General features: G+C 63.5%; 25 protein-coding genes and 3 tRNA genes. 15 read left to right on the forward strand and 13 right to left on the reverse strand.

Going from position 1 to position 25885, the window contains the following annotated elements; genetic code table 11:
* Positions 1 to 13: 13 nt before the first annotated feature.
* From EPD81_RS09445 to EPD81_RS09470, 6 genes are all read right to left on the reverse strand, one after another.
* Positions 14 to 301, reverse strand: a complete 288-nt coding sequence (locus EPD81_RS09445; protein ID WP_142805196.1) for a DUF4212 domain-containing protein — start codon at positions 299 to 301, stop codon at positions 14 to 16.
* The gene (locus EPD81_RS09450) at positions 298 to 1944 is read right to left on the reverse strand and encodes a folate/biopterin family MFS transporter (RefSeq protein ID WP_142805197.1); all 1647 of its coding nucleotides are present in this window, start codon (positions 1942 to 1944) and stop codon (positions 298 to 300) included. The genes EPD81_RS09445 and EPD81_RS09450 overlap by 4 nt, the downstream gene beginning before the upstream one ends.
* A gap of 103 nt (positions 1945 to 2047) precedes the next feature.
* On the reverse strand, positions 2048 to 3649 hold the full coding sequence (aceB, locus tag EPD81_RS09455; RefSeq protein ID WP_142805198.1) for a malate synthase A: 1602 nt from the start codon (positions 3647 to 3649) through the stop codon (positions 2048 to 2050).
* A gap of 21 nt (positions 3650 to 3670) precedes the next feature.
* Complete coding sequence (locus EPD81_RS09460; protein WP_142805199.1) at positions 3671 to 4429, reverse strand: sulfite exporter TauE/SafE family protein; 759 nt, start codon at positions 4427 to 4429, stop codon at positions 3671 to 3673.
* Positions 4430 to 4467: 38 nt separating this feature from the next.
* On the reverse strand, positions 4468 to 4995 hold the full coding sequence (locus tag EPD81_RS09465) for a bacteriohemerythrin (RefSeq protein ID WP_142805200.1): 528 nt from the start codon (positions 4993 to 4995) through the stop codon (positions 4468 to 4470).
* A gap of 45 nt (positions 4996 to 5040) precedes the next feature.
* Positions 5041 to 5535: a bacteriohemerythrin gene (locus EPD81_RS09470; protein WP_142805201.1), complete on the reverse strand. Its 495-nt coding sequence runs from the start codon at positions 5533 to 5535 to the stop codon at positions 5041 to 5043.
* A gap of 66 nt (positions 5536 to 5601) precedes the next feature.
* On the opposite strand from EPD81_RS09470, the gene EPD81_RS09475 reads away from it, so the two are divergent.
* Together EPD81_RS09475 and EPD81_RS09480 are read left to right on the forward strand one after the other, a co-directional pair.
* On the forward strand, positions 5602 to 6060 hold the full coding sequence (locus EPD81_RS09475) for an HIT family protein (RefSeq protein ID WP_142805202.1): 459 nt from the start codon (positions 5602 to 5604) through the stop codon (positions 6058 to 6060).
* A gap of 46 nt (positions 6061 to 6106) precedes the next feature.
* Positions 6107 to 6196 (forward strand) — tRNA-Ser (locus EPD81_RS09480).
* A gap of 282 nt (positions 6197 to 6478) precedes the next feature.
* Here EPD81_RS09480 and EPD81_RS09485 read toward each other — a convergent pair.
* A tRNA-Leu gene (locus EPD81_RS09485) sits at positions 6479 to 6563 on the reverse strand.
* Between the two features lie 74 nt (positions 6564 to 6637).
* Between EPD81_RS09485 and EPD81_RS09490 the strand changes: the two genes are divergently transcribed.
* Positions 6638 to 7972 (forward strand): hypothetical protein, encoded by a 1335-nt coding sequence (locus EPD81_RS09490; RefSeq protein WP_142805203.1) that lies wholly within the window; start codon positions 6638 to 6640, stop codon positions 7970 to 7972.
* Here the strand turns inward: EPD81_RS09490 and EPD81_RS09495 are convergent.
* A complete protein-coding gene (locus EPD81_RS09495) occupies positions 7939 to 8856 on the reverse strand; it encodes a YihY family inner membrane protein (protein ID WP_142805204.1) in 918 nt (305 codons plus the stop codon). The two genes, EPD81_RS09490 and EPD81_RS09495, sit on opposite strands and share 34 nt — an antisense overlap.
* A 53-nt stretch (positions 8857 to 8909) precedes the next feature.
* On the opposite strand from EPD81_RS09495, the gene EPD81_RS09500 reads away from it, so the two are divergent.
* Entirely contained in the window at positions 8910 to 9260 is a 351-nt protein-coding gene (locus EPD81_RS09500) for a DUF2069 domain-containing protein (RefSeq protein ID WP_142805205.1), read from the forward strand.
* 174 nt (positions 9261 to 9434) lie between these two features.
* Here EPD81_RS09500 and EPD81_RS09505 read toward each other — a convergent pair whose 3' ends face one another.
* From EPD81_RS09505 to EPD81_RS09515, 3 genes are all read right to left on the reverse strand, one after another.
* Positions 9435 to 10970 carry a 2-isopropylmalate synthase gene (locus EPD81_RS09505; protein WP_142805206.1) on the reverse strand — a complete coding sequence of 512 codons (1536 nt, stop codon included), beginning with the start codon at positions 10968 to 10970 and terminating at the stop codon, positions 9435 to 9437.
* A gap of 351 nt (positions 10971 to 11321) precedes the next feature.
* A complete protein-coding gene (pssA, locus tag EPD81_RS09510; RefSeq protein WP_142805207.1) occupies positions 11322 to 12074 on the reverse strand; it encodes a CDP-diacylglycerol--serine O-phosphatidyltransferase in 753 nt (250 codons plus the stop codon).
* Complete coding sequence (locus tag EPD81_RS09515; protein ID WP_142805208.1) at positions 12071 to 12745, reverse strand: phosphatidylserine decarboxylase; 675 nt, start codon at positions 12743 to 12745, stop codon at positions 12071 to 12073. The genes pssA and EPD81_RS09515 overlap by 4 nt, the downstream gene beginning before the upstream one ends.
* A 151-nt stretch (positions 12746 to 12896) precedes the next feature.
* On the opposite strand from EPD81_RS09515, the gene EPD81_RS09520 reads away from it, so the two are divergent.
* Positions 12897 to 13841, forward strand: a complete 945-nt coding sequence (locus EPD81_RS09520; RefSeq protein WP_142805209.1) for a carbonic anhydrase — start codon at positions 12897 to 12899, stop codon at positions 13839 to 13841.
* Positions 13842 to 14023: 182 nt separating this feature from the next.
* Here EPD81_RS09520 and EPD81_RS09525 read toward each other — a convergent pair whose 3' ends face one another.
* Entirely contained in the window at positions 14024 to 15667 is a 1644-nt protein-coding gene (locus EPD81_RS09525; RefSeq protein ID WP_142805210.1) for an electron transfer flavoprotein-ubiquinone oxidoreductase, read from the reverse strand.
* A gap of 102 nt (positions 15668 to 15769) precedes the next feature.
* On the opposite strand from EPD81_RS09525, the gene EPD81_RS09530 reads away from it, so the two are divergent.
* The 8 genes from EPD81_RS09530 (at position 15770) to EPD81_RS09565 (ending at position 23277) form a co-directional block, all read left to right on the forward strand.
* A complete protein-coding gene (locus tag EPD81_RS09530) occupies positions 15770 to 16198 on the forward strand; it encodes a thioesterase family protein (RefSeq protein WP_142805211.1) in 429 nt (142 codons plus the stop codon).
* 47 nt (positions 16199 to 16245) lie between these two features.
* On the forward strand, positions 16246 to 18204 hold the full coding sequence (locus tag EPD81_RS09535) for an acetoacetate--CoA ligase (RefSeq protein WP_142805212.1): 1959 nt from the start codon (positions 16246 to 16248) through the stop codon (positions 18202 to 18204).
* Positions 18205 to 18218: 14 nt separating this feature from the next.
* Positions 18219 to 18764: an isochorismatase family protein gene (locus EPD81_RS09540; protein ID WP_142805213.1), complete on the forward strand. Its 546-nt coding sequence runs from the start codon at positions 18219 to 18221 to the stop codon at positions 18762 to 18764.
* A 67-nt stretch (positions 18765 to 18831) separates the two neighbouring features.
* Positions 18832 to 20505, forward strand: a complete 1674-nt coding sequence (locus EPD81_RS09545) for a CTP synthase (RefSeq protein ID WP_142805214.1) — start codon at positions 18832 to 18834, stop codon at positions 20503 to 20505.
* On the forward strand, positions 20502 to 21344 hold the full coding sequence (kdsA, locus tag EPD81_RS09550) for a 3-deoxy-8-phosphooctulonate synthase (protein ID WP_142805215.1): 843 nt from the start codon (positions 20502 to 20504) through the stop codon (positions 21342 to 21344). The genes EPD81_RS09545 and kdsA overlap by 4 nt, the downstream gene beginning before the upstream one ends.
* Positions 21344 to 21646 (forward strand): DUF1330 domain-containing protein, encoded by a 303-nt coding sequence (locus EPD81_RS09555; RefSeq protein WP_142805216.1) that lies wholly within the window; start codon positions 21344 to 21346, stop codon positions 21644 to 21646. The genes kdsA and EPD81_RS09555 overlap by 1 nt, the downstream gene beginning before the upstream one ends.
* 31 nt (positions 21647 to 21677) lie before the next feature.
* Positions 21678 to 22967: a phosphopyruvate hydratase gene (eno, locus tag EPD81_RS09560; RefSeq protein WP_142805217.1), complete on the forward strand. Its 1290-nt coding sequence runs from the start codon at positions 21678 to 21680 to the stop codon at positions 22965 to 22967.
* A gap of 13 nt (positions 22968 to 22980) precedes the next feature.
* Positions 22981 to 23277 carry a septum formation initiator family protein gene (locus EPD81_RS09565; protein WP_185955419.1) on the forward strand — a complete coding sequence of 99 codons (297 nt, stop codon included), beginning with the start codon at positions 22981 to 22983 and terminating at the stop codon, positions 23275 to 23277.
* Between the two features lie 7 nt (positions 23278 to 23284).
* On the opposite strand, the gene EPD81_RS09570 is transcribed toward EPD81_RS09565, so the two are convergent.
* Positions 23285 to 23809 (reverse strand): gamma carbonic anhydrase family protein, encoded by a 525-nt coding sequence (locus EPD81_RS09570; protein WP_142805219.1) that lies wholly within the window; start codon positions 23807 to 23809, stop codon positions 23285 to 23287.
* A gap of 126 nt (positions 23810 to 23935) precedes the next feature.
* Here EPD81_RS09570 and EPD81_RS09575 point away from each other — a divergent pair.
* Positions 23936 to 24012 (forward strand) — tRNA-Pro (locus EPD81_RS09575).
* Between the two features lie 395 nt (positions 24013 to 24407).
* Positions 24408 to 25880 carry a DUF3375 domain-containing protein gene (locus EPD81_RS09580; RefSeq protein ID WP_142805220.1) on the forward strand — a complete coding sequence of 491 codons (1473 nt, stop codon included), beginning with the start codon at positions 24408 to 24410 and terminating at the stop codon, positions 25878 to 25880.
* Positions 25881 to 25885: the final 5 nt, after the last annotated feature.

Below are 25885 nucleotides of genomic sequence, written 5' to 3' on the forward strand. Positions count from 1 at the left end.
CACGCTTTTGGTATCAGCCGTCATCCCGTTCGCCCCAGTGGCGAACTTGCCGTTCCCATCGGTTGGTGAGTAGTGCATAGACGGTGGCGATCGCGGTGAACAGTATCAAGGATACCGTCGAGAGCAGGAGAAAGCCGAGCGGGACCCCGCCGATGAGGAGCGTGTTGAGCTCCTCGGCATACCACACTACGCCGAGATTGAAGGCGAGCCACAGGGCGAGTAGCGCCAGCGTGAGCCGACGGGTACGCTGCCAGTACCATCGAGCCGCATTTTGGCGGTCGTCGTGCTCGGGTGCGTTCATTGGGCTTGCAGCCGCACACTACGACGGACGTGATACACGGTGGCCAATGGCGCGATCAGGCCAATGGCGATCACGGCCGTGAGCAGCATTCCCAGTTGGGAATAATCGGCCGGCACGAGGATGGTGCCGTCGGGGGCGCGTACTTCCCGCGTGACCACGAAAAGGGTGTTGAGATACTTCGTTCCGAGTTCGGACGCCGAGAGCGCCAGATTGGTGAACGAGGCCATCACGGCGAAGAAGGTCGCCTTGAGATGCTGGGGGGCCGAGTGCGCGATCCAGGCGAGCATGGGAACCATCGATACCTGCCCCAAGGGAGATTCCACGGCGGTGTTGACGATGGCGATGAAACGGGCATCGACCACGCCGTTCGTCATCTGGCTCGTCCATTCGTGCAGGCCGTGGTACATCCCCAGATAGGGCAAGGAAAGCAGGGCGCCGATCACCGAAAGGATCACCACGATGTCGAGAATGGAGCGCTCGGCCATGAAGCGGCGGAAAATGAAAAGTCCGGCCAAAGTGAGCACCGAGCCGATGAGCGAGAGCTTGGCGAGAAAGGACTGATCGAAGGCGAGCTCGTCGATCATCCACCAGGTGAGTCCGGGGCCGGCGGTGGGCGTGGCGCGAAAGACGAAGATTACGAGCGCAGTGCCGGCGAGCGTTCGCCGTGCGTTGGGGCTGAGTTCGCCCATGAGGCGGCGCATGAGGAAGAGGATCACGGCCAACGAGCCGACGAAAATCACTTCCTGATTGCCGGGAAAATCGAGTAACCCCATCGAGAGGGTGAATACGACGAAGATGAGGCTGCCCCACAAGAGCGGCCAGTTGGGTGCAGGGGCTTCCGTACCGAACTCCGGCCATAAGACCGGATCAAGCCCGAGTCGTGCATGACGACGCCGCTCGAGCCGGCGCAGCAGTGAAGCCAGCATGACGCCGGAAACGGACACGAGGGGGATCAGGAGCGCCAACTCATAGATACGTGCATACAGGGGGGCTTTTTCCTCGATCGACAAAGCTTCACTGCCGGAGAAGACGAGGACGTTGGCAATCGACACCAGCACGCCGCCACCGAGGATGGCGATGCGCCCAAGCGTCTGCAGCGTGGTGTGCATGAGCTTGACTTGCGCCTCGGGTAACGGTTCGCCGTTCTCGTCGCGCGTGGGGACGGCTTCGACCGTCATGGCGTCGGCCACCACGTCTTGAAGGACGTAGCCGAGCGGGGCGAGCAACACCGAGAGAACGTACCAGTAGGAGACGGGCCACAGCGCTGCCATCGCGTCGCGTTGGCTCGTGAGGCCAATCATGATGAGCATGCTTGCGGCGATCAAAGCGGCGCCCAGCCAGACGAAGAACGCCTTGCGATGCCAGAAGAGATCGACGAGGTGTCCCAGGGGCATCTTCAGCGCCCACGGGATACCCGCCCAAAAACCGAGCGCGGCAAGGAAAGCCGCGGAGAGGTCGAGGTATTCCTTGACGAAAAACGTACCGGCAATGCCGGTGAGCCCCGAGATGCCCGCTGCGAGGTAGACCATCAGCGGCGGGAGAAAACTCCAGCGCCATTCGCGGCCGAGCTCGATGACGTCGTCTTTCCACCAGAGGCGCAGGGCAAGGAGCAAGCGCAAGGGCAGCACGGGACGGGTCGTCATGCCGAATCATCCTTTGGCGCAAGGATGCGTACCGCCCCGCGGGCAGCGGGGCGGTCCAAGTCCGTACGATCCTTCCCGGGGAAGAAACGCACCGTGGGAAGAATCAGGGTAGCTCTTCGTAGAGGGGCAGCGTGAGGAATTCCGGGAATTCCTCGGTGAGCGCCATCTTCTCGAAGATCTTTGCCGCCTTGTCGTAGTTGGCGGTGTCTTCCCCTTGTGCCGTGACTTCCGCTTTGACTTTGGCGAGCTCTTCGGGGATGAGCGAGCGCACCAGCTCCACCGTGACCTTGCGCCCGTCTTCCAGCACGCCTTTGGGGCTGTAGATCCACTGCCAGACCTGGGCACGGGCGATCTCGGCGGTGGCGGCGTCTTCCATCAGGTTGTGGATCGCCACGGCGCCGTTGCCGCCCAGCCAAGAGCCCAGATAATGGATGGCCACGTTGATGTTGTTGCGCAGCCCTCCCTCGGTGATGGGTTTCTCCGGCTGGAAATTGAGGAAGTCGCGCGCGGTGAAGGTCTCGTCGCGCTGCTTGTCCCACTGGTTGGGGCGATCGCCCAACACCGCCTTGAATTCTTCCATGGCCACGTCGACCAGGCCGGGGTGGGCCACCCAGCCGCCGTCGAATCCGTCGTTGGCATCGCGCCGCTTGTCGTGACGTACGCCGGCCAGCGCCCGTTCGTTCGCTTCCGGGTCGTTCTTGATCGGGATGAGCGCGCTCATGCCGCCGATGGCCGGCGCGCCGCGTTTGTGGCAAGTCTTGACGAGCGCGAGCGCATAGGAGCGCATGAAGGGGACTTCCATGGTGATGCGGGCGCGGTCGGCCAGGCAGAAGTCCTTGTCCTTGCGGAACTTCTTGATGCAGGAGAAGATGTAATCCCAGCGCCCGGCATTGAGCCCGGCGGAGTGGTCGCGCAGCTCATAGAGGATCTCTTCCATCTCGAAGGTGGCGAGGATCGTCTCGATGAGCACCGTAGCCTTGATGGTGCCGCGCGGCAGCCCCAGTTCGTCCTGGGCGAAGCAGAAGACGTCGTTCCACAGGCGCGCTTCCAGGTGACTTTCGAGCTTGGGCAGATAGTAGAAGGGGCCTTGGCCGCGGGCGAGCTGCTCCTTGGCATTGTGGTAGAAGGCGAGGCCGAAGTCGAAGAGCGAGCCGGAGAGGCGCTGGCCGTCGACGGTGACGTGTTTTTCGTCGAGGTGCCAGCCGCGCGGACGGATCTGCAGCACGGCGATCTTGTCGGCGAGCTTGTATTCCTTGCCGTTTTCGGCCACGAAGTCGATTTTGCGGCGGATGGCGTCGTAGACGTTGATCTGCCCCTGCACCTGATTGAACCAGTTGGGGCTGTTGGAATCCTCGAAGTCGGTCATGTAGCTGTCCGCCCCCGAGTTGAAGGCGTTGATGACCATCTTGCGGTCGGCGGCCGGGCCGGTGATTTCGACGCGACGGCATTCGAGCGCCTTGGGCAGCGGCGCGATTTTCCACTCGCCCTCGCGCACGGCGCGCGTCTCGGGCAGGAAGTCGGGTTTCTCGCCGGCGTCGATACGTGCCTGGCGTTCGTTGCGCGCGCGCAGCAGCTCCTGGCGGCGGGGTTCGAAACGGCGGTGGAGCTTGGCGACGAACTCGAGCGCCTCGGGCGTGAGGATCTCGTCGAAACGGGGATGGAGCGGTGCGTGCAGTTGCACGCCTTGGGGCAAGGCGATGGTCATGGGGTTTCCCTCTCTTCTCGATCAAAAAAAGAAATAATAAAGCGTGAGTGCCGTTCCTACCAAGAGGATGAAGCGGCGCAGCCAAATCGCCGGCAGCCGGCGGGCGATGCGTCCTGCGAGATAGCCGCCCGCGGCGGCGGCCAGGAGCACCACCAGCGTGTGCGGCCAGCTCACGGCGCCGCCCAGGGTGAAAGTGAGGGCGGCCACGCTGTAGATCACCGCCGAGAGCCAGTTCTTCAGCGCGTTGATCTCGTTGATGTCCTCGATGCCCTGCATGGCGATGGCGGCGATCATCACGATACCCATGCCGGCGCCGAAGAATCCGCCATAGACCGACACGAGGAGCTGGAAGATCGTCCCGCCCCAGCCCAACGTTTGCCGCGGGCCAGCGCGGCGACGCGCCTCCAGCCAGCGGTTGATGCGCGGGGCGAGCGCGAAGAGGAGCGTGGCCGTGAGCAGTAGCCAGGGGACGAGGCGAGCGAAGAGGGCATTGCTCGTCACCAGCAGCAAGCCACCGCCCAGCGCACCGCCGAGAAACGCGGCCAAGGTCAGACGCGGTAGGTGCTGGCGGTAGCGGGCGAGCTCGCGGCGATAGGCCCAGGCGCTCGCCAGGCTCGCCGGCCACAAGGCCACCGAGTTGCTTGCGTTGGCGGTGACCGGCGGCAGGCCGATCGCGAGCAGCGCGGGAAAGGAGAGGAAGGTGCCGCCGCCGGCGATCGCGTTCATCGCACCGGCGCCGAACCCGCCCAGCGCGAGCAGGATCCAGTGGCTTGCCGTCATCGTCCTCTCCTTGGTGTTTCGTTCCCGGAATCGGGATTTTAGCCGGGCGCGGTCGTGGAGGGCTCTTTTTGAGGAGGGCAGGAAGGGGGCGAGGCCGGGTTCCAGTCACGGGGAAACCGTTCCAACCACGGACGTAATTGGAGGTCTTCCCTGATGATGTGATCGATCAGCCAGGATCGCAGCAGATTGAGGAGCGCACGGCGGGTGTCGTCATCGAGCGCATCGAGCGTGGTTCGCTCGACCGGCTGGGCGAGAATGCGGGCGGTGATGTCGGTCAGCTGCCGCTCGAGCTTTTCGTGTGAGCGGCGATGTTCGTCGAGGTCGGGGTAACCCGCTGCCTGCTGGATCTGCTCTTCGCGTGTGAAGTGCTCTTCGGTGTAGCGGGCGAGTTCGTCGAGCGCGACGGTGAGTCGGGCGAGCGAGGCGCGCCGGAGGATCAACGACTGGATGCGGTCGATGAGCTCGATCAGCCAGCGGTGATCGCAGTCGATGGCATCATTGTGGACCGATAGTTCGTCTCGCCAGTGAAGGTGGAATGCATGAGTGGGGATGGTATCGTCGGACATGCTTTTCCATGAGCGGAAGGGGGGTATTTCGATGCAAATGAGATTTTATCTTTCTGCCCCGCTCTGCACTGTTGCCGGCGTCCAGTCGGAAGGGAAACGTTCGAGCCAGGGTTTGTACCGCAAATCCTGCTGAATGATATGGCTGATGAGCCATTCGCGAAACAGATTCAGAATGCGTTGCCGCAGTTCGGGTGCGAGCGCATGTACCGTATTGCCGCCATGAGCCAGGGAGAGAATCTCGGCGGTGATCGTATGCAACTGATGGGTGAGGTCTCGATGCTGCATCGCATGAGACCGGGCCTCGGGGTAACCGATGGCCTGCTGGATCGCCTCTTCACGCCGAAAGTGCGTAGCGGTATAGTCGGCGAGTTCGTCCAGTGCCTGGGTGAGTTCGCCGACCGAACTGTCGTGCGCCAGCATGCTCTGTACCCGGTTGATGAGCCCGATGAGACGGCGATGGTCGCGATCGATGGCATCATTCTTCACCGAAAGCGCCTCGCGCCATTGGAGCTGGAAAGCGGAGTCGGATGGCGTATTCATGGCATCGATTGCGTCGAGCAGATGCAGGGATTATATTGTCGAAATCCCTCTCGCTAGGACCAAATGATGCCGATTCGATCAAATCATCCCGATAGTTGCCCTCTATGCCTTGAGAATGAGGAAGAGGTGCTGTGGCGCGATGGCCGCTGTCGCGTCATCGACGTCCGCCATACCGATTATCCGGGGTATCTGCGCGTGATCTGGAACGAGCACGTCGCCGAGATGACGGATCTCGACGCGGACGATTGCATGCACCTGTGGCGGGTGGTGCTTGGCACGGAACGCGTGCTGCGCCGCCTCATGAGCCCGGACAAGATCAATCTCGCCAGCCTGGGCAACATGGTGCCGCATCTACACTGGCACGTGATTCCCCGCTACCGCGACGACACCCACTTCCCCGACGCCATCTGGGCCCCACCGCGCCGCCGCGGCCCTTCGCAGCATGCCGTGGTGCATCCCTCGGCGACGCTTGCCGCTGCCCTGCGGGTGGAGCTGGGTGGTAGCGGGGCGACGGCATTCGCTTGAATGTGCGGTAGAATCGTCCTCGCCGGCGCGCAAGGTGCCGGCGCCCGGAGGCGTGGCCGAGCGGTTGAAGGCAGCGGTCTTGAAAACCGCCAGGGGTTTGCGCCCCTCGTGAGTTCGAATCTCACCGCCTCCGCCAAATTTCATTTGTTTTCAATGAATCGTTAGAGGGCAAGCAAGTGTTTTCCACGGGTTGCCCAATTGGGTCGACAATGGCGTCTGCTTGTGCCGGTACCTGCCTCGAGCGTACCACGCCAGAAATGGGTGTCACGGAAAGCAGATACTCGAAAAGTACCGCGTCCTTATGCGGGAGACATGCAAAAGCTTGGGGTTGGGTGAAGGGCACAGAAAAAGATGACTGCTTGATTTTCAGCAGATAGTGCGATTCATCGGGACGCAAAAAACGCCTGAACGGTGTCTGTGGTGCCAGGGAGGGGATTCGAACCCCCAAGCCTCACGGCGGCGGATTTTAAGTCCGCTGTGTTTACCGATTTCACCACCCTGGCGCACGTGCCGCCGATTGTACTGGGAAAATGAAGGGCGGTGTAGAATCGCCCCACATGCTCCAAGTGATTATGCCATGATCGATGAACGGGAAATCGAGGCGCTACGCCGCCGTCTGGAACGCATACGCATACGGACGGATTCCGCTTGGTTGGCCGAAGAGGGCAGGCCTTTGCTGGCCTCGATCGATGAGCTGCTTCATCATTCGGTGGCCTTGACTTTTCCTCTGCCCGCCAGCGACGTGCTCGCTCTGCATCGGTTCATGACGACGGCGGTGGATCGTCTCGAAGAGTGGCTTCCCGATGCCAGGCGTAACGAGTTGGCGGGCAAATTCTTTGCCGGGTTCGCGTTGCGTCTCTATCTGTTGTCGACCATGACCCGGATCGTCTTGCCACCGGGATTCTGGCGCCTCCTCACGCAGCTGGGCCATGCTTATGCGGACAAGGAGCCCGTACGCGGAGAGCTGGCGTGGTTACTCGCGCTGGCCGCGGCCGATCCTCGATTCATGGACGGAAAAGAGCTTTTATGGGCGCTACGTTGGATTCAGAGCGCATCGCCCGTCATTGTCCTGTACGGCTCGGGCCAGAGTCAGGAAGATGGTTTCGTGATGTCTTTGTCGCTCGACGAGCCGCCGGAACCGAGAGCGTGGTTCTTTGGGCGTGAGAACGCTCCTCGGGCCACCTTGTTTTTTTCGCTCGAAGAGCTCGCCAAACGGGCAGAAGAGGAGATCCACCTGCTCGAAGGGGGGGGCTGGGCAACGCGTCGGCATCAGGAGGGTGGCTTGAGTGCGGACGGACGGGCGGCCTTGTTGCGTGAATTGCTCGATCGTTGGCGTTACGGCTGGCAGCGTCGCCTGCCGCGCAAGCCTTTCGATGCCATGGCCGAGTTACTCGTCGGCTGGGAGGCTGTGTTGTCCCATCGTCTCGGCTTGCCAGCTACCATCCATCCGGTTCGCGTCACCGATGTGAGCATCAGCGGCTATGAGTTGCGCTGGACGGACAACGAGGCGCCGATTTTTTTTCCGGGACAGATCGTCGCGATCCGCGTAGGGGGGGATGTGCGCTGGGTGCTGGCGTTGGTACGCTGGTTGAGGCAGCATCCCAACGGTTTGCAGATGGGTATCCAGGCCTTGGGATTCGATCCCGAACCGGTCGCGCTGGGACAGGAGAAACCCTTGCCAGCGGGTACTTCGGCGCAAATGGCTTTGTCGGTGCGCAAAGCGCCTCCCTTGCGTCTGCAATCGGCGCTCGTCTGTACGAAGGGGACCGTTTGCGGTCCGAAATTGGTCGAGGCCAGCGAGTCGGCCGTGGGGAAGTGGCTGTTGCGGCAGGTGCATTTCATCCGGTTCGAGGCGCAGACACGCGACCTCGAAGTGTTTCAGTTCGAGGTCGATCCCTTCATGGAGGATTGATCTCCTGCTTCGTCGGTCTGCGCGGAGGCCGAATCGGGTTCGAGTGTATCGGGCCGCAAGCGTGAGGACGAGAGCGCACCGAGTGTGGCGGCCAAGGCTGCCCCGAGAAGGATGATCGTCCAGAGCAGATAAATCCAGACGAGAAAGATCGGCAAGGCGGCGAACGCGCCATAGACCAGGTCGTATGTGGCGAAACGGGCGATGAATATGGCAAATCCTCGTTGGAGGAACAGAAAGGCTCCTGTGGTGATGAACGCAGCGAGGAGTGCATCGCGAGATCGTACCGGGCGATGCGGGACGAGTTGATAGAGCGCCCAAAAAAAGCCCCAGATCAGGAAGAAGGAGACGAGTGGCGTGGCCAGCCCGACGTGCCCCGTGAGCTTGAGCGATTCCTTGGCCAGCTGTGTGGTCAGGTAGACGCCAATGCCGAATAGCAGGGGCCCCGCGGTCAGGACGAACCAGTAGGTGACCAGGCGTGCGCCGAGGGTACGTGCGCGACGTACGCGCCAGATGCGGTTGAAGGCCGATTCGATGGTCGACAAGAGTATCAGTGCCGTGACGATGAGCATCACGGTGCCGATCATCGAGAGTTTGGTCGAATTGGCGATGAATTCGCGGCTGTAGAGTGTGACGAGGCGCGAGACGGCTTCGGGCAAAAGGTTGGCGCTGAGAAACTCCTCTAGCGATTCGCCGACTTTCTCGAAGGCCGGAAAATTGTGAAAGACGAGCACGGTGATCGTCAGGAGAGGGACCAGCGCGAGCAACGTGGTATACGTCAGGGCTGCGGCTACCATGAGGCAGTCGGCACGGTACACGGTGTGCAGGAAGCGCCGAGCAAAGAGGCGTAGCCATCGAATCGGGTACATCGTGCGGGAAATGAACATGAGGGCCTTCTGCTCGAGCGACGAAGCGCCATGGTCGTATCAATGGGGATTGTATGGGAAAACGTGACGAGTGGGCGCTGGCGGCTTTCGTACTGGCGCTCGTACTGGCGCTTTGGTGCGTGCTGTGGGAGGGTTGGTTTGCCCCTCTGCGTCCCGGAGGGTCTTGGCTCACCTTGAAAGCTTTACCGATCGCTGCCGCGCTGCCCGGATTGTGGCGCGGCCGCCGCTACACGGCGCAGTGGGCTAGCCTCGTGAGTGTTTTCTATGTCGCCGAAGGGGTGATGCGCTGGAGTGATGGCGGGGGGGCGGGTTTTTTCGCCAAGATAGAGGCGCTCCTTGCATTCGCCCTCTTCGTGGCATTGCTCGCTTTTGCTCGGCGCTCGGGGCAGCGCGGGAAGGCATAGGCTGCCTCGAAACGACATCACGGCCGTTTGCGCGGGAGATGGCGAACGGGGGCGCGGGAGGCGGCCCCCGTCATGCAGATGGCCGAGCGCACACGGGCTCCCAACGCCGTTTCGCGGCCGGGCGACTTTTCTGGGCTGTGAACGGCGGCTACCGAAGGTGGCAGCCGCCTGGTCTCACAGCTGTGGGTTGATGCGTACGGCGTCGTGCTGCAACTTGTTGAGGGCGTTGATGTAGGCCTTGATCGAGGCGACGATGATGTCGGTGTCGGCTCCCAGGCCATTGACGATGCGTCCGCCTTTGCTCAGTCGCACCGTGACTTCACCCTGGGCGTCGGTTCCTTGCGTGATGGCATTCACTGAATAGAGCACCAGCTCGGCGCCGCTATGCACCAGGGCTTCGATCGCCTTGAAGGCGGCATCCACCGGCCCCGAGCCGTCGGCTTCGGTGGAATATTCTTTGCCGTCGATCGCGAGCGTGAGTTTGGCGTGTGGGGGTTCTCCCGTCTCGGAATGGATCATGGTCGAGACGAGCCGGATGCGTTCCTGTTCGCTGGGGGTGGGTTCTTCGGCCATGAGGGCGAAGAGGTCTTCGTCGAAGATCTCGTGTTTCTTGTCGGCCAGATCTTTGAAGCGGGCAAAGGCTTGGTTGAGCTGCTCTTCCGAGCCGATCTCGATGCCGAGCTCCTCGAGCCGGGCGCGGAAGGCACGGCGGCCGGAGTGTTTGCCGAGCACGATCTTGTTGGCCGTCCAGCCCACGTCTTCGGCGCGCATGATCTCGTAGGTCTCGCGGTGCTTGAGCACGCCGTCCTGGTGGATGCCCGATTCGTGGGCGAAGGCGTTCGCGCCGACGATGGCCTTGTTCGGTTGCACCGGGAAGCCCGTGATGGTGGACACGAGCTTGGAGGTGGGTACGATCTGCGTGGCGTCGATGCGCGTGTCGCAGGGGAAGGCGTCCTGGCGCGTGCGCACTGCCATCACGATTTCCTCGAGCGCGGCGTTGCCGGCCCTCTCGCCCAGGCCGTTGATGGTGCATTCCACCTGGCGTGCGCCGGCGAGCACGGCCGCGAGCGAGTTTGCGACTGCCAATCCTAGGTCGTTGTGGCAATGCACCGACCAGATCGCCTTATCGGAGTTGGGTACACGCTCGATGAGACGGCGGATCTTCTCGGCGTATTCGTGGGGCAGGGTGTAGCCGACGGTGTCGGGGACGTTGAGCGTGGTGGCGCCGGCTTCAATCACCGCCTCGAAGATGCGGCACAGGAAATCGAGCTCGGAGCGACCGGCGTCTTCGGCCGAGAATTCGACGTCGTCGGTGAAACGACGGGCGAAACGGACCGCCTCGACGGCCTGCGCGACGACCTCGTCGGGCGTCATGCGCAGTTTTTTCTCCATGTGAATGGGGCTGGTAGCGATGAAGGTGTGGATGCGCTGGCGCTTGGCCGGACGAATGGCCTCGGCGGCACGTTCGATATCGGCCTCGTTGGCGCGGGCAAGCGAGCAGACGGTGGATTCCTTGATCGCTTCGGCCACGGCACGCACGGCCTCGAAATCACCAGGGGAGGCAGCGGCGAATCCTGCCTCGATCACGTCGACCCGCATGCGCTCGAGCTGGCGCGCAATGCGCAGTTTTTCTTCCTTGGTCATGGAGGCGCCCGGGCTTTGCTCGCCGTCGCGCAAGGTGGTGTCGAAAATGATCAAATGCTCTTTCATCGTTTTGCTCCTGAAGAAACGACACGGGGTCGCCGCCACGACGAGCGAGTCGCGGCAGACGGAAGGGATGACAGGAGGGGAGGGGGAGAGTGTATTTAGCGCGCGAGGCGCAGCAGCGGACCCAGCAGTAGGCCAGCCGTGAGAAGGAATGAGCGAGGCAAGACGCTGCGCGTATTCATGCGAAAAAATCTACACGGAAATTCGTATCGAAGCAAGCTTTTTCATCATTGAAAAAAACTATGATTGCTGCGATGCTCGGGTATAGAGGCTCTGCGCGTGGTCGTGGCGCGAAGCCGACGAGGCGCAGAATGAACGCGCCGCGCAATGCCGGCGCAGTGGCCACACGGAAAGTCATTCGATGGGTTCATCGGGTTTGCGTTTGTGGCGCCAGCGCCAGAGGGCGAGCACGTAGCCGGAAAGCGCATAGCCGAGAAAGAGCAGGAAGAGGAGCCCCGGATAGATCGACACGAGGGCGAAGGCGAGCACCACGCTCGCGGCGGCCACGAAGGGAAAGGATCGACGCAGATCGATGCTCTTGCCGCTCCAGTAGAGAATGTTGGTGACCATGGTGATTCCGGCAAAGGCGGTGAGGATGGCAGCGAGCCAGCGTAGCTCGGTTCCGGTCCATTCCAGGTCGTGGGCTACCCAGACGAATCCGGCCACCAGCGCGGCGGCGGCCGGGCTGGGCAACCCCTGAAAGTAGCGTTTGTCGAGCGCCCCGATGTTGGTGTTGAATCGAGCCAGGCGTAGTGCGGCACCAGCGCAGTAGAGGAAAGCGACGATCCAGCCGATCTTGCCCAGGGAGTGCAGTGCCCAAGTGTAGCTCAGCACGGCGGGGGCGACGCCGAAGGAGACCATGTCGGAGAGGGAATCGTATTGGGCGCCGAATTCGCTCTGGGTGTGGGTGAGGCGCGCGATGCGCCCATCGAGTCCATCGAGCACGATGGCGGCGAAGATCGCGACCGCTGCGGTTTGAAACCGTCCGTCGAGTGCTTGCACCACGGCGAAAAAACCTGCAAAGAGTGCCGCCGTGGTGAAGAGGTTGGGAAGGAGGTAGATGCCGCGGCGCTTGGGCGGCGTGGCACATTCGTGTTCTTCGGTCATGGGGTGGCCTCGTGTTCTGCCGCAGGGAATTCGGCGAGAATCGTGCTCGTTGCCTTGACCTTCTCACCGAAGACGACCCGTGGGCGGCTCTCCGGTGGTAGGTAGAGGTCGACGCGCGAGCCGAAGCGAATGAATCCGTAACGCTGTCCGCGCGCGAGTCGATCACCCGGTTCGACGTAGCACAGGATACGGCGCGCCACCAGACCGGCGACCTGGACGCAGGTGAGTTCGTGTCCGGTGTCGCTGCGCAGATGCAGGGCGTTGCGTTCGTTTTCACTGGACGCTTTGTCGAGCGCCGCATTGAGGAACTTGCCGGGGTGATACCAGCGGGCGACGACGGTGCCGTCGATCGGGCTGCGGTTCGAATGCACGTTGAACACGTTCATGAAGACGCTGATTTTGAGCGCGTCGCAGTCGCGCCAGGGGTCACGTGCCGGCTCGATGGCTACGATGCGCCCGTCGGCCGGGGAAAGTACGGCCAGGGGCTCGGCGGGGACGGGGCGGGGAGGGTCGCGGAAAAACTGGATCACGAAGAGCGCCAATAGCCACAGGGGCCATGCCCAGCAAAAGCCTCCGGTGATCTGTACGATCAGGGCAAGGAAGATGGCGGCGGCGATGAAAGGCCAGCCTTCACGGGCGATGAGGGGATGAGGGTAGTTGGAGGATGTCATCGTAGGGTCTCTCGTTTGGCTGATGTTATTCTACCGGATGGGCGCTCTGGCTTGGTGGATACTGCATTACCGATCGGGATCGGCGATAATCTCGCGTCGGGGTGTCGGCATCCCCGATGTGTGAGCCGATTCGATCAGGGAGAATGTCATCATGCTGGGTCTACGGGCATCAGGGAAGTGGCGCTGGTGGTGGGGGGTCGTACCGTTGATGGTGGTCGTGCCCGCTCTGGGGCAGGAAGACACCGCTGCGTCCGACGTCCCGGCCACGGTTCGAGCGCAGGCCGGCGTCCATGAGTCCCTGGTCGAAGGGGTGGAGCGCGCGGGTGAGCCGGAGTCGGTTCGCCCGCAGTCGGGGCCCGAAGAGAAAACCGAGGTCAAGCCCAAGGAGCTCTCCGTCGAACCCAAACCCGTTCGCCCTGCTCGCCCCTCTTCGCCTCGCTGGGATTACTCCGGGGAGAGAGGGCCGGAACGGTGGGCGAAGCTGTCGCGGCAATATTTCTGGTGTGGGTTGGGAAAGAATCAATCGCCCATCGACATCCGGCTCGAAGAGGTGCTCACCACCGACCTGCGGGCGATCGAATTTCATTACCTTGCGCTCGACACCCGGCTGCGGGTGGAGAACTCCCTCGTTACGGCAAGACCCCTGGTGCCCAAGGCCACGATACAAGTCGAGCAGCGCCGCTTTACGCTCGAGACCGTGCAGTTCCATACGCCCAGCGAACATACCGATGGAGGCAATCATTATCCGTTGGAAGCACAGCTGATCCATCGGGACAAGGAGGGGAATCCGGCCGTGGTGGCCATTTGGTTCCGCCCTGGACAGGCCCATCCCTTGCTCGACGAGATTCTCGCGGCGGCGAAGCAAAAAAATGGTTCCAAACGGCCGATCGATTGGAGCAAGATTCTGCCGCCTTCGGCCGACTACTATCGGTATAACGGTTCGCTCACGACGCCTCCCTGCAGTGAAGGGGTGCGTTGGTACGTGATGTCGGAAGCGGTCGAGGCGAGCGAGGAGCAGCTACGGTCCTTCCGCGCCCTTACGGGCAAAAACAACCGCCCGGTTCAACCCCTGAACGCACGTCGCGTGCTGGAGTAGCAAGGGCCCCCGGCTGGCGCCGGGAAAGCGTTTCAGGGCGCCTCGAATGACCTGCTGCGCGGCCATCTGGCGGCGTTCTCCGGTGCCCGGGTGCCCGCCGCCTACCGTTCGCAGCGGGTCTTGCACTCGGCACTCTGGGTACCGACCCTGCAGCCGCTCGCGACGGTTTTTCGAGGCAGCCGTTACATGCCGACGTAGATCGGTCCTTCGCCACCTTGCGGCGGTACCCAGTCGATGTTCTGCGTCGGGTCCTTGATGTCGCAAGTCTTGCAGTGCACGCAATTCTGTGCGTTGATCTGCAGGCGTGGCGTGCCGTCCTCGCGCACGATCTCATAGACTCCGGCCGGGCAGTAGCGCTGCTCGGGGGCATCGTAGATCTCGAGATTGACGTCGATCGCCACTTTGGGATCGCGCAGCACGAGGTGGCAGGGCTGGTCCTCGTCGTGGTTGGTGTTGGAGAGGAAGACCGAGGAGAGCCGATCGAAGGTGAGCACGCCGTCGGGCTTGGGATAGGCGATGGGCGTGCATTGGGCGGCGGGCTTGAGCAGGGCGTGATCGGGTGTGTCGCGGTGCAGCGTCCAGGGCGCCTTGCCGCGGAAGACCATCTGGTCGATGCCAAAGAGCAGGGATCCGGCCCATAGGCCCTTTTTCATGAGCGGCTTGAAATTGCGGGCGCGGTAGAGCTCTTCGTGCAACCAGCTGCGCTCGAAAGCCTGCGGGTACTCGGTGAGCTCGTCGTGGGCCCGGCCGGCGGCGAGCGCGGTGAAAGCGGCTTCCGCCGCCAGCATGCCGGATTTGATCGCCGCGTGGATTCCCTTGATGCGCGAGGCGTTGAGATAGCCCGCGTCGTCGCCGATGAGCGCGCCGCCGGGGAAGACCGTCTTGGGCAGCGCCTGCAGGCCGCCGGCCACTAGCGCCCGCGCGCCGTAGGCGACGCGTTTGCCGCCTTCGAGCATGGAGCGGATGGCGGGGTGGGTCTTGAGCCGCTGGAATTCCTCGAAGGGCGAGAGATAGGGATTGCGGTAGTCGAGGCCGACGACGAAGCCGATCGCCACCAGAGGGCCGTCGTCGAGGTGGTAGCAGAAGGAGCCGCCGTAGGTGTCGGGGTCGAGCGGCCAGCCGGCGGTGTGCATCACCAGACCCGGTTCGTGCTTGGCCGGGTCGATTTCCCATAGCTCCTTGATGCCGATGCCGTAGGCTTGCGGATCGCGCCCTTCGCGCAGCTTGAAGCGCTGCTCGAGCCGTTTGCCCAGATGCCCGCGGCAGCCTTCGGCAAAGAGCGTGTAGCGCGCGCGCAGCTCCATGCCCGGCTGGTAGTTGGGCCCCGGAGTGCCGTCTTTTTGCAGGCCCATGTCTCCGGTGACCACGCCGAGTACGCGACCTGCGTCATCGTAGAGCACGTCGGCGGCGGCGAAGCCGGGATAGACGTCGATGCCCATGGCTTCGGCCTGCTCGCCCAGCCACTTGACGAGGAATCCGGCGCGGATGATGTAGTTGCCGTGGTTCTGGAAACACGGCGGCAGCAGGGCGTTGGGCACTTTCATCGCTCCGCTTTCCTTGAGGAAGAGGAAGCGATCTTCGCGCACCGCGGTTTTTACCGGCGCGCCGCGTTCCTTCCAGTCAGGGATGAGCTCGGTGAGCGAACGCGGATCGAGCACGGCGCCCGACATCGTGTGCGCCCCCAATTCCGCCCCTTTCTCGATCACGCACACCGAGAAATCCTGCCCTTTCTCGGCGCAGAGCTGCTTGAGACGGATCGCTGCCGCCAGCCCCGCCGGGCCGCCGCCGACGATCACCACGTCGAATTCCATCGCTTCTCGTTCCATCTTCGGGAGTCCTCGCGCTACAATGAGATGAGAGGCCATACGCTGCCGTATGTTGGCAGAAAAAGGGCCGACGATCAATCACACATTCGAGGAGGATCGATCATGACACACCGCCCGGCCCATGCCCGGAAAGTTTTGACGACCACCATCCCCGTGCGCTGGGGCGACATGGACGCCTTCGGCCATGTGAATAATACGATCTATTTTCGTTATTTCGAACAGGCGCGCGTGGAATGGCTCGAGGCGCTGGGCTATCGGGTGGTGGCCGGCGTGTCGCCCTCGCCGGTACTGGTGCATGCAGACTGCAATTTCCTCAAGCCGGTCACCTATCCGGCCGTGTGCGAGGTCACGGTGTATGCCGGTGAGCCGGGACGCTCCAGCGTGACGAGTTGGTACGAGCTGCGCTTGGTCGGCGACGAGACCCTCTACGCCACGGGTTCCGGTAAGATGGTGTGGGTGGACGCCGCGACCGGCCGCTCCACGCCCTTGCCCGACGACCTGCGCCGGGCGTTGATGAGTGCTTCCGGTTGAGGCAGCGGCAAAAAATCATAATAAATTCAAGAAAGAGGAGGAAGGACATGAGCGAGACGAACCCCATCTGGGTTCCTTCGGCCGAACGCGTGGCGAGCGCCACGATCACGGCGTTTACCCGCCACGTCGAAGCGCGCTGGAACCGGAGTTTTCCCGACTACGCGGCCTTGCATCGCTGGAGCATCGAGCATCCCGAAGAATTCTGGGTCTCGGTGTGGGACGAATGCGGCGTGGTCGGCGAGCGGGGCGAGGTGGTGCTCGTCGATGGTCACAAGATGCCGGGGGCGCGCTGGTTCCCACAGGCGCGGCTCAATTTTTCCGAAAATCTGTTGCGCCGACGCGACACGCGCGAGGCGATGGTTTTCTGGGGCGAGGATCGAGTCAAGCAGCGCTGGAGCTGGGAAGAGCTGTATCTCGAAGTGGCGCGTGTGGCCCGGGCGTTGGCCGAAGCGGGGGTGACGCGCGGCGATCGGGTCGCGGCCTACATGCCCAACATGCCGCACACGATCATCGCCATGCTTGCCACGGCAAGCCTGGGGGCGATCTTCACCTCCGCTTCCCCCGATTTCGGCGTGCAAGGGGTGCTCGATCGCTTCGGCCAGACCGAGCCGAAGGTGCTCTTCACCGTCGATGGCTACTGGTACAACGGCAAGGCGGTCGATATCCGCGGCAAGGTGGCCGAGGTGGTACCTGGTCTATCTTCGGTGCGCCGGGTCGTGGTCACGCCCTACCTCGAGGCGCTGCCCGATTTCTCGATGATCGATCGCGCGCTGGGCTGGGCCGAGTTCACCGCGCCGCACCGTGAGGCGACCGAGATCGACTTCGTGCGCCTGCCGTTCGATCATCCGCTCTACATCCTGTATTCCTCCGGCACCACGGGGCTGCCCAAGTGCATCGTGCATTGTGCCGGCGGGGTGCTGCTGCAGCACCTCAAGGAGCACAAGCTGCACGGCGACGTCAAACCCGACGACCGGCTCTTCTACTTCACCACCTGCGGCTGGATGATGTGGAACTGGCTCGCTTCGGGGCTGGCCTCGGAGGCGACGCTGCTGCTCTACGACGGCTCGCCGTTCGTCAAGGACGGCGCCATCCTCTTCGACTACGCCGACGCCGAGCGCATGACGCATTTCGGCACCTCGGCCAAATTCCTCGACGCGGCGGCGAAAAAGGGGCTCGCGCCGATCGAAACCCATCGGCTCGACACGGTACGCGCGATGTTCAGTACCGGCAGCCCCCTCATGCCCGAGGGCTTCGATTACGTCTATACCCGCATCAAGCGCGACCTGTGCCTGTCGTCGATCTCCGGTGGCACCGACATCGTCTCCTGTTTCGTGCTGGGCAACCCGACGCTGCCCGTGTGGCGCGGGGAGATCCAGTGCAAGGGGTTGGGGATGGCGGTGCAGGTGTTCGACGAGAACGGCAATCCCGTCGTCGGGCAGAAAGGCGAGCTCGTGTGCACCCGTCCTTTCCCCGTGATGCCTCTCGGATTCTGGAACGACCCGGACGGCAGCAAGTACCGCGCCGCCTACTTCGAGCGCTTCCCCGGCGTGTGGTGCCACGGCGATTACTGCGAGGAAACGATCCACGGCGGTTTCATCATCTATGGCCGCTCGGACGCCACGCTCAATCCCGGCGGGGTGCGCATCGGCACGGCCGAGATCTACCGTCAGGTGGAGAAACTGCCCGAAGTGGAGGAGTCCATCGTCATCGGCCAGGATTGGCAGGGCGACGTGCGGGTCGTGCTCTTCGTGCGCCTGCGCGAAGGCTTGGTACTCGACGAGACCTTGCAGGAAAAAATCCGCCGCGTGATCCGCGACAACACCACCCCGCGCCACGTTCCGGCCAAGATCGTGCAGGTACCGGACATCCCGCGCACCAAGAGCGGCAAGATCGTCGAACTCGCGGTGCGCCAGGTGGTGCACGGCCAGCCGGTGAAAAACGTCGAGGCGCTCGCCAATCCGGAGGCGCTCGAATACTTCCGCGATCGTGCCGAGTTGAAGGAGTGACAAAGGAGAACCCCATGAAAATGTGCACGGCAGAGGCGACGTTGCTCGTCGTAGATATTCAAACGGGGCTTTTGCCGGCCATCGCCGACGGGCAGCGGGTGTGTGAGGCCGCCGCCTGGCTGTTGCGGCTCGCCGGCATGCTCGACGTGCCGGTGGTCGTGAGCGAGCATTTTCCCGACAAGATCGGCGAAACGGCGCCGGAGTTGCTCGAACTGCTGCCTCCTTCGGCCGAGCGGGTACGCAAGACCGCTTTCTCGGCAGTGCGCGACGGTGTGCTCGCGCACACCGCGGTGGGGCGTTCCGGTCAGGTGGTCGTGGCCGGTACCGAGACCCACGTGTGCGTCTTGCAGACGGTGCTCGATCTGCTCGAAACGGGAAAGCAGGTTTTCGTGGTGGCCGAGGCGGTCGGCTCGCGCCGCGCCGAGGATCGTCTGCTCGCGCTCGAGCGGATGCGTCAGGCAGGGGCGGTGGTGGTCTGTCGCGAGATGGTGGCCTTCGAATGGCTCGAGCGCGGCGGCACGGACGTCTTCCGCGAAGTGCTGCGCACCCTGATCCGCTGAGGCGCGGAGCGTTCGCGAAGCGGCCGGGATCGGCTATCATTCGCTTTTCCAGCCAATCCACGTTCCCATGACCAAGTACGTGTTCGTGACCGGCGGCGTGGTCTCCTCGCTCGGCAAGGGGATCGCCGCTGCCTCGCTCGGGGCCATCCTCGAATCGCGCGGCATCCGCATCACCCACCTCAAGCTCGATCCTTACATCAACGTCGATCCGGGCACCATGAGCCCGTTTCAGCACGGTGAAGTCTTCGTCACCGAAGACGGCGCCGAGACCGACCTCGACCTCGGCCACTACGAGCGTTTCACCCACGCCAAGATGAGCCGGCGCAACAACTTCACCACCGGCCAGATCTACGAATCCGTCATCCGCAAGGAGCGCCGCGGCGAATACCTCGGCAAGACCGTGCAGGTGATCCCGCACATCACCGACGAGATCAAGCGCTTCATCGAGCGCGGCGCCGAAGGGGCGGACGTGGCCATCGTCGAGGTGGGCGGCACGGTGGGCGACATCGAATCGCTGCCCTTCCTCGAAGCCATCCGGCAGATGGGCATCGAGCTGGGCCCGCAGGGCGTGTGCTACATCCATCTCACGCTGCTGCCCTACATCGCCGCCGCCGGCGAGCTCAAGACCAAGCCCACGCAGCACTCGGTGAAGGAATTGCGCGAGATCGGCATCCAGCCCGACATCCTGCTGTGCCGCGCCGACCGGCCCATTCCCGAGGAAGAGCGGCGCAAGATCGCGCTCTTCTGTAACGTGCGCCCCGAGGCGGTGATCGAGTCGCGCGATGCCGACACCATCTACCGCATTCCCTTGCTGCTGCACGAGCAGATGCTCGACGAGATCGTCTGCCACAAGCTCGACATCCTCGCCCGCCCGGCGGATCTCTCCGTGTGGCAGCGCATCGTCGACGCCTGGAAACACCCGCAGACCGAGGTCGACATCGCCTTCGTCGGCAAGTACGTCGATCTCACCGAATCGTACAAGTCGCTGGTGGAAGCGCTCACCCACGCCGGCTTGCACACCCGCTGCCGCGTGAACATCCATTACATCGATTCCGAAGTGCTGGAAGACGAAGGCTGCGCGGTGCTCGCGGACATGGACGCCATCCTCGTGCCCGGCGGCTTCGGGCGGCGCGGCACCGAGGGCAAGATCCTCGCCATCCAATACGCGCGCGAACATCGCATCCCTTATCTGGGCATCTGCCTCGGCATGCAGCTCGCGGTGGTCGAATTCGCCCGCCACGTCGCCGGGCTCGAAGGCGCGCACTCCACCGAGTTCGACCCCGAAACGCCGTATCCCGTGGTCGGCCTCATCACCGAATGGCAGGATCGCAGCGGCAAGATCGAGCGGCGCACCGAGGAATCCGACCTGGGCGGGACCATGCGTTTGGGCGGCCAGGTGTGCCTGCTCGCCGAAGACACGCTCGCCCGTCGCATCTACGGCGCGCCGCAGGTCGTCGAGCGCCACCGCCACCGCTACGAGGTGAACAACCGCCTGCTGCCGCTGCTGCAGGAGAAAGGGCTCGTGGTCTCGGGCCGCGCGCCCGGTACCGATCTGTGCGAGATGATCGAGCTGCCGCAGGACGTGCACCCCTGGTTCGTCGGCTGCCAGTTCCACCCCGAATTCACGTCCAATCCGCGTGAAGGGCATCCCCTCTTCATCGCCTATGTCCAGGCGGCACTGGACGCGCGCCGACGTGCCGGGCGTCCCACGGCGATCGCATCGTTCAAGGAGACGGTATGAAACTTTGCGGATTCGAAGTTGGGCTCGATCGGCCGTTCTTCCTCATCGCCGGCCCCTGTGTGATCGAATCGCGTACCCTCGCGCTCGAATCGGCGCAGGCGCTCAAAGAGATCACCGCTGCGCTCGGCGTGCCCTTCATCTACAAGTCGAGCTACGACAAGGCCAACCGCACCTCCAGCAAATCCTTCCGCGGCTTGGGCATGGCCAAAGGGCTGGAGATCCTCGCCGAAGTGCGCGAGCGCGTGGGCGTGCCGGTGCTCACCGACGTGCACACCGAAGCCGAAGTGGCGCCGGTGGCCGAAGTGGTCGACGTGCTGCAAACGCCGGCCTTCCTCTGTCGCCAGACCGACTTCATCCAGGCCGTGGCCGCGAGCGGCAAGCCGGTCAACATCAAGAAGGGGCAATTCCTCGCTCCCGAGGACATGGCGAACGTGGTGGCCAAGGCCAAGGAAGCCAACGGCGGAGCCGACACCATTCTCGTGTGCGAGCGCGGCGTGAGCTTCGGCTACCACAACCTCGTCGTCGACATGCGGGGGCTCGCCATCATGCGCGCCACCGGCTGCCCCGTGGTGTTCGATGCCACCCATTCGGTGCAACTGCCCGGCGGGCAAGGGCAAGCTTCGGGCGGCCAGCGCGAATTCGTGCCCGTGCTCGCCCGGGCGGCGGTGGCCGCCGGCATCGCCGGGCTTTTCATGGAATCGCACCCCGATCCCGACAAGGCCCTCTCCGACGGCCCCAACGCCTGGCCCATTCCGCGCATGGCCGAACTGCTCGAAACGCTCGTTGCGCTCGACCGAGTGGTAAAGCAGAGAGGATTCATCGAACAGGAGATGATGTGATGGAGGCGAAAGCCTATGTGATCGTCGTCGCCCGTCGTGCCGACCATGATGCGCTGGCACGCTACCGGGAACTCTCCGCCCCGGCGGTGGCCGAGCACGGCGGACGTTACCTCGCTCGTGGTGGTCGCTTCACCGTGCTCGAAGGGCAGTGGCAGCCGCAGCGCGTGGTCATCGTCGAATTCCCCTCGTTCGCGGCGGCGCAGGCGTTTTATGACTCGGAATCCTATCGCGCGGCCCGGGCGGCGCGCGAAGGATTGGCCGAGTTCGACATGTTGGTGGTCGAAGGACTGCCGTCAGCGTGAACGATTTTCCCTTTCGTTTTTGGAGCATGAAATGAGTGCGATCGTCGATATCGTCGCGCGGGAGATTCTCGATTCCCGCGGCAATCCCACCGTCGAAGCGGACGTGTTGCTCGAATCCGGCGTGATGGGACGCGCCGCCGTCCCTTCCGGCGCTTCCACCGGCTCGCGCGAGGCCATCGAACTGCGCGACGGCGACTCCGCCCGCTACCTCGGTAAGGGCGTGCTGCGCGCCGTGGAGAACGTCAACACCGAGATCTGCGAAGCGCTCCTGGGGCTCGATGCCGAGGAGCAGACCTTCATCGATCAGACGCTGATCGAACTCGACGGTACCGAGAACAAATCCCGCCTCGGGGCGAACGCGATGCTCGCCGTGTCGATGGCGGTGGCCAAGGCCGCGGCCGAGGAGGCGGGGCTGCCGCTCTACCGTTACTTCGGCGGCTCCGGGCCCAAGCAGATGCCGGTGCCGATGATGAACGTCATCAACGGCGGGGCGCACGCCAACAACAGCCTCGACCTCCAAGAGTGCATGATCATGCCCGTGGGCATGGGCACGTTCCGTGAAGCGCTTCGCTGTGGCGCCGAGGTATTTCAGCACCTGAAAAAGCTCGTCGACCGCAAGGGGCATCCCACCACCGTGGGTGACGAGGGCGGTTTCGCGCCGAACGTGAAGAACACCGAAGAGGCGCTCTCGCTCATCCTGGAAGCCGTCTCCGCCGCGGGCTACGAACCGGGGCGCGACGTGCTGCTCGCGCTCGACTGCGCCAGCTCCGAGTTCTACAAAAACGGCGAATACGTGCTCGCTGGCGAAGGGCTCACCCTCTCGTCCGAAGGCTTCGCCGACTATCTCGCGGCGCTGGTCGACAAATTCCCCATCGTCTCGATCGAAGACGGCATGGCCGAGGGCGACTGGACGGGCTGGAAGATCCTCACCGAGCGCCTGGGCAAGAAAGTGCAGCTCGTGGGCGACGACCTCTTCGTCACCAACACGCAGTTGCTCGAACGCGGCATCCGCGAGGGCGTGGCCAATTCCATCCTCATCAAGATCAACCAGATCGGCACCCTCACCGAGACCTTCGCCGCCGTGGAGATGGCCAAGCGCGCCGGTTATACCGCCGTGATCTCGCATCGCTCGGGCGAGACGGAGGATTCGACCATCGCCGACATCGCTGTGGGGCTTTCCACCGGCCAGATCAAGACCGGGTCGCTGTCGCGCTCCGATCGTCTGGCAAAGTACAACCAGCTGCTGCGCATCGAGGAAGATCTCGGCGACACCGCTCGCTATCCGGGGTTGGCAGCCTTCTACAACCTGCGTACTTTGTAATCTGGGGAGAGGCGTGAGTCTGTGGGTGCGGCTGATCCTCGTCGTGCTGCTCGTGCTCGTGCAGTATCAACTGTGGCTCGGCCACGACGGTCTGCTGCATCGGCAACAGCTCGACGCCCGCCTTCATGAGACCATCCAGAACAACGAAGCGCTCGCCGCGAGAAACGCCGCCGCCGCGGCCGAAATCGAAGAGCTCAGGCGCGGCGGCGAAGCGCTCGAGGCGGTGGCACGGGGCGCGCTCAACTATTTGCGTCCGGACGAAGTGCTCCTGACCTTGCCCTCTGCCTCGGCGAACGCTCCTTCTCCGTGAAGCAGAGTCAGTCGATTCGTCGCAATGCGGTTCGATAGTATCTTGCGGCAACGCGGTAGTGCGCGGCGTTGGCCTGTAATCCTGCCACTTCTTCGTCGGTCAGGGTACGGATCACTCGCCCCGGCGAGCCGACCACCAGGCTGCGCTCGGGGATCACCTTGCCTTCAGGAATGAGCGCGTTCGCACCGATGATGCACTGTGCGCCGATCACCGCCCGGTTGAGGATCACCGCGTTGATGCCGATGAGGCAGCCATCCCCCACGGTGCAGCCGTGCAGCATGGCCATGTGTCCAATATTCACCCCGGCACCGATGGTGAGCGGCACGCCCTCGTCGTCGTGTAGGATCACTCCGTCCTGAACGTTGGTGCCGTCGCCGATCACGATCGGCTCGTTGTCGCCGCGCAGCACGGCGTTGAACCAGATCGAGACTTCGCGCCCCAGCCGCACGTCGCCGATCACCTCGGCGCTGTCGGCCACCCAACAATCGGGACCAAGCTGTGGGCGCTTGTCGCCCAAGGCATAGAGTGCCATTACTGCTTTCCTTCTTCGAGCGTCGCATTGGATGCGTGCAAGGATAACATGCTGCCTCTGTGCGCTGCAGCAGGAATTCTGGCCTTGTTGTATTTTTCGGCGGCTCGGGTATAATGGCGAACTCGTCGGGGCGTAGCGCAGCCTGGTAGCGCACTTGCATGGGGTGCAAGGGGTCGCGAGTTCAAATCCCGCCGCCCCGACCAATACAACTGCTGACTCGGATGGCACGAGTTCATTACTCGGAACCCGGAGTGGGTTCTGTCACGGTTTCGGGCCCGCGTTCGTCGGTGCTCCCACCTTCCGCTTGCGCGGTATCCTCTCCCATCTGTGTCAATCTCTGCTCGAGCAACGTGTTTACGTGTTCGGCGGCAGTGTTCCGCGAGTTGGAGTCGTTCGGCAGCATCTCCAAGAGAAGCAATCGGCCATCCGCTGGGACATGTCGTGTCTAGGACGATTCCGTGGTATTTTCATGAAGCGTTCCGGTTTTTGGCTTCGTCGAAACCCGCTTCGTTCGTTTTCCGCGTACCATTATGCACCACGTTGCGGATCAATGCACTCGTCCGGGACCCGACAGGTACTTTCAAGGATGAGATGATCGGTGTCTCTCGACTTTGCCACCCTCGCCACCCTGCGCGACCGCCATCCCGCCTGGCGCCTGCTTGCCTCGCCGCACGCGCCGCTGGTGGCGAGCTTCCTGCACCGGGTGTTCGTGGCGCCCAATGTGCGCGTAATGAGCGAGGCCGATTTGGCCGAGGCGTTGGAGGATGAGCTGTTCGCCCTGCGCGAGCAGCTGGGGCCTGAGGCCTACCCCAAGAGCGCGCAGGACTACTTGAACGACTGGGCCGCGCCGGACAAGGGCTGGCTGCGCAAGTTCTACAAGCCGGGCACGGACGAGGCGCAGTTCGACCTGACGCCAGCCACCGAGAAGGCCATCGCCTGGCTGGCCTCGCTCACCGAGCGGCCCTTCGTCGGCACCGAGTCGCGCTTGCTCACGCTGTTTGCGCTCTTGGAGCAGATCAGCGCCGGCACCGAGGCCGACCCGATCAAGCGCGTCGAGGATTTGCGCAAAAAACGCGACGCGCTCGACGCCGAGATCGCCCGCGTGCTGGCGGGCGAGGTGCCGCTGCTGGACGACACGGCGGTCAAGGACCGCTTTTTGCAGTTCCAGCAGCTGGCGCGCGAGCTCCTGGCCGACTTTCGCGAGGTGGAACACAACTTCCGCCGGCTCGACCGCAAGGTGCGTGAGAAGATCGCGCTGTGGGAGGGCAGCAAGGGCGCCTTGCTCGACGAGATCATGGGCGAGCGCGACGCCATCGGCGAATCGGACCAGGGCCGCAACTTCCGTGCTTTCTGGGACTTCCTCATGTCCAGCCGGCGTCAGGAGGAGCTCTCCGAGCGGCTCGATCGGGTGCTGGCGCTGCCCCCCGTGGCTCAGCTTTCGCCCGAGCCGCGCATCCGCCGCGTGCATCACGACTGGCTGGAGGCGGGCGAACACACGCAGCGCACCGTCGCTCAACTGTCGCAGCAGCTTCGCCGCTTCCTGGACGACCGGGCCTTTCTGGAAAACCGCCGCATCCTCGAACTGCTGCACGGCATCGAGAGCAAGGCGCTGGCTCTGCGCGAGGCTCTGCCCAGCGGCACGGTGATGCACATCGACGCGATGGGTGCGGACATCGACCTGCCGCTGGAACGACCCTTGTTCACGCCGAGCGTGAAGCCACGCCTGGCCGATCTGGCCCTCGTGGCCGGCGAGGACGATGTCGACACCTCGCGCTTGTTCGACCAGATCGTGGTGGACAAGGCGCGCCTGCGCTCGGCCGTGCAACGCGCACTGCGCCGCCAGCCGCAGATCACGCTGCGCGAACTGCTGGAGGACGAGCCTTTGCACCAGGGACTGGCCGAGCTGGTCGCTTATCTGGAACTGGCCCACGCCGGAGAGAGCGCGCTCGCGGATTTTCGCGCCCTCGTCGATGACGCCGTGATCGATCCGGTGCGCTGGCAGGCCCGCGATGCAGCGGGCAATGCCGTGACGCGCGAGGCGCGCTTGCCGCGCGTGATCTTCACGCGCTGACGGCT

The sequence above is a fragment of the Tepidiphilus sp. J10 genome (assembly GCF_006980785.1).
Taxonomy (GTDB): domain Bacteria; phylum Pseudomonadota; class Gammaproteobacteria; order Burkholderiales; family Rhodocyclaceae; genus Tepidiphilus; species Tepidiphilus olei.

Bases quoted from the DNA above. Each gene is read 5' to 3' on its own strand.
- EPD81_RS09470 (WP_142805201.1), bottom strand. From the start codon at position 5,535: ATGAATACGCCATCCGACTCCGCTTTCCAGCTCCAATGGCGCGAGGCG.
- EPD81_RS09540 (WP_142805213.1), top strand. From the start codon at position 18,219: ATGAAAATGTGCACGGCAGAGGCGACGTTGCTCGTCGTAGATATTCAA.
- EPD81_RS09490 (WP_142805203.1), top strand. From the start codon at position 6,638: ATGATCGATGAACGGGAAATCGAGGCGCTACGCCGCCGTCTGGAACGC.
- EPD81_RS09445 (WP_142805196.1), bottom strand. From the start codon at position 301: ATGAACGCACCCGAGCACGACGACCGCCAAAATGCGGCTCGATGGTAC.
- EPD81_RS09450 (WP_142805197.1), bottom strand. From the start codon at position 1,944: ATGACGACCCGTCCCGTGCTGCCCTTGCGCTTGCTCCTTGCCCTGCGC.
- EPD81_RS09465 (WP_142805200.1), bottom strand. From the start codon at position 4,995: ATGTCCGACGATACCATCCCCACTCATGCATTCCACCTTCACTGGCGA.
- EPD81_RS09545 (WP_142805214.1), top strand. From the start codon at position 18,832: ATGACCAAGTACGTGTTCGTGACCGGCGGCGTGGTCTCCTCGCTCGGC.
- aceB (WP_142805198.1), bottom strand. From the start codon at position 3,649: ATGACCATCGCCTTGCCCCAAGGCGTGCAACTGCACGCACCGCTCCAT.
- EPD81_RS09500 (WP_142805205.1), top strand. From the start codon at position 8,910: ATGGGAAAACGTGACGAGTGGGCGCTGGCGGCTTTCGTACTGGCGCTC.
- eno (WP_142805217.1), top strand. From the start codon at position 21,678: ATGAGTGCGATCGTCGATATCGTCGCGCGGGAGATTCTCGATTCCCGC.
- EPD81_RS09525 (WP_142805210.1), bottom strand. From the start codon at position 15,667: ATGGAACGAGAAGCGATGGAATTCGACGTGGTGATCGTCGGCGGCGGC.
- kdsA (WP_142805215.1), top strand. From the start codon at position 20,502: ATGAAACTTTGCGGATTCGAAGTTGGGCTCGATCGGCCGTTCTTCCTC.
- EPD81_RS09555 (WP_142805216.1), top strand. From the start codon at position 21,344: ATGGAGGCGAAAGCCTATGTGATCGTCGTCGCCCGTCGTGCCGACCAT.
- pssA (WP_142805207.1), bottom strand. From the start codon at position 12,074: ATGACCGAAGAACACGAATGTGCCACGCCGCCCAAGCGCCGCGGCATC.
- EPD81_RS09570 (WP_142805219.1), bottom strand. From the start codon at position 23,809: ATGGCACTCTATGCCTTGGGCGACAAGCGCCCACAGCTTGGTCCCGAT.
- EPD81_RS09530 (WP_142805211.1), top strand. From the start codon at position 15,770: ATGACACACCGCCCGGCCCATGCCCGGAAAGTTTTGACGACCACCATC.
- EPD81_RS09520 (WP_142805209.1), top strand. From the start codon at position 12,897: ATGCTGGGTCTACGGGCATCAGGGAAGTGGCGCTGGTGGTGGGGGGTC.
- EPD81_RS09505 (WP_142805206.1), bottom strand. From the start codon at position 10,970: ATGAAAGAGCATTTGATCATTTTCGACACCACCTTGCGCGACGGCGAG.
- EPD81_RS09515 (WP_142805208.1), bottom strand. From the start codon at position 12,745: ATGACATCCTCCAACTACCCTCATCCCCTCATCGCCCGTGAAGGCTGG.
- EPD81_RS09535 (WP_142805212.1), top strand. From the start codon at position 16,246: ATGAGCGAGACGAACCCCATCTGGGTTCCTTCGGCCGAACGCGTGGCG.
- EPD81_RS09475 (WP_142805202.1), top strand. From the start codon at position 5,602: ATGCCGATTCGATCAAATCATCCCGATAGTTGCCCTCTATGCCTTGAG.
- EPD81_RS09460 (WP_142805199.1), bottom strand. From the start codon at position 4,429: ATGACGGCAAGCCACTGGATCCTGCTCGCGCTGGGCGGGTTCGGCGCC.
- EPD81_RS09495 (WP_142805204.1), bottom strand. From the start codon at position 8,856: ATGTTCATTTCCCGCACGATGTACCCGATTCGATGGCTACGCCTCTTT.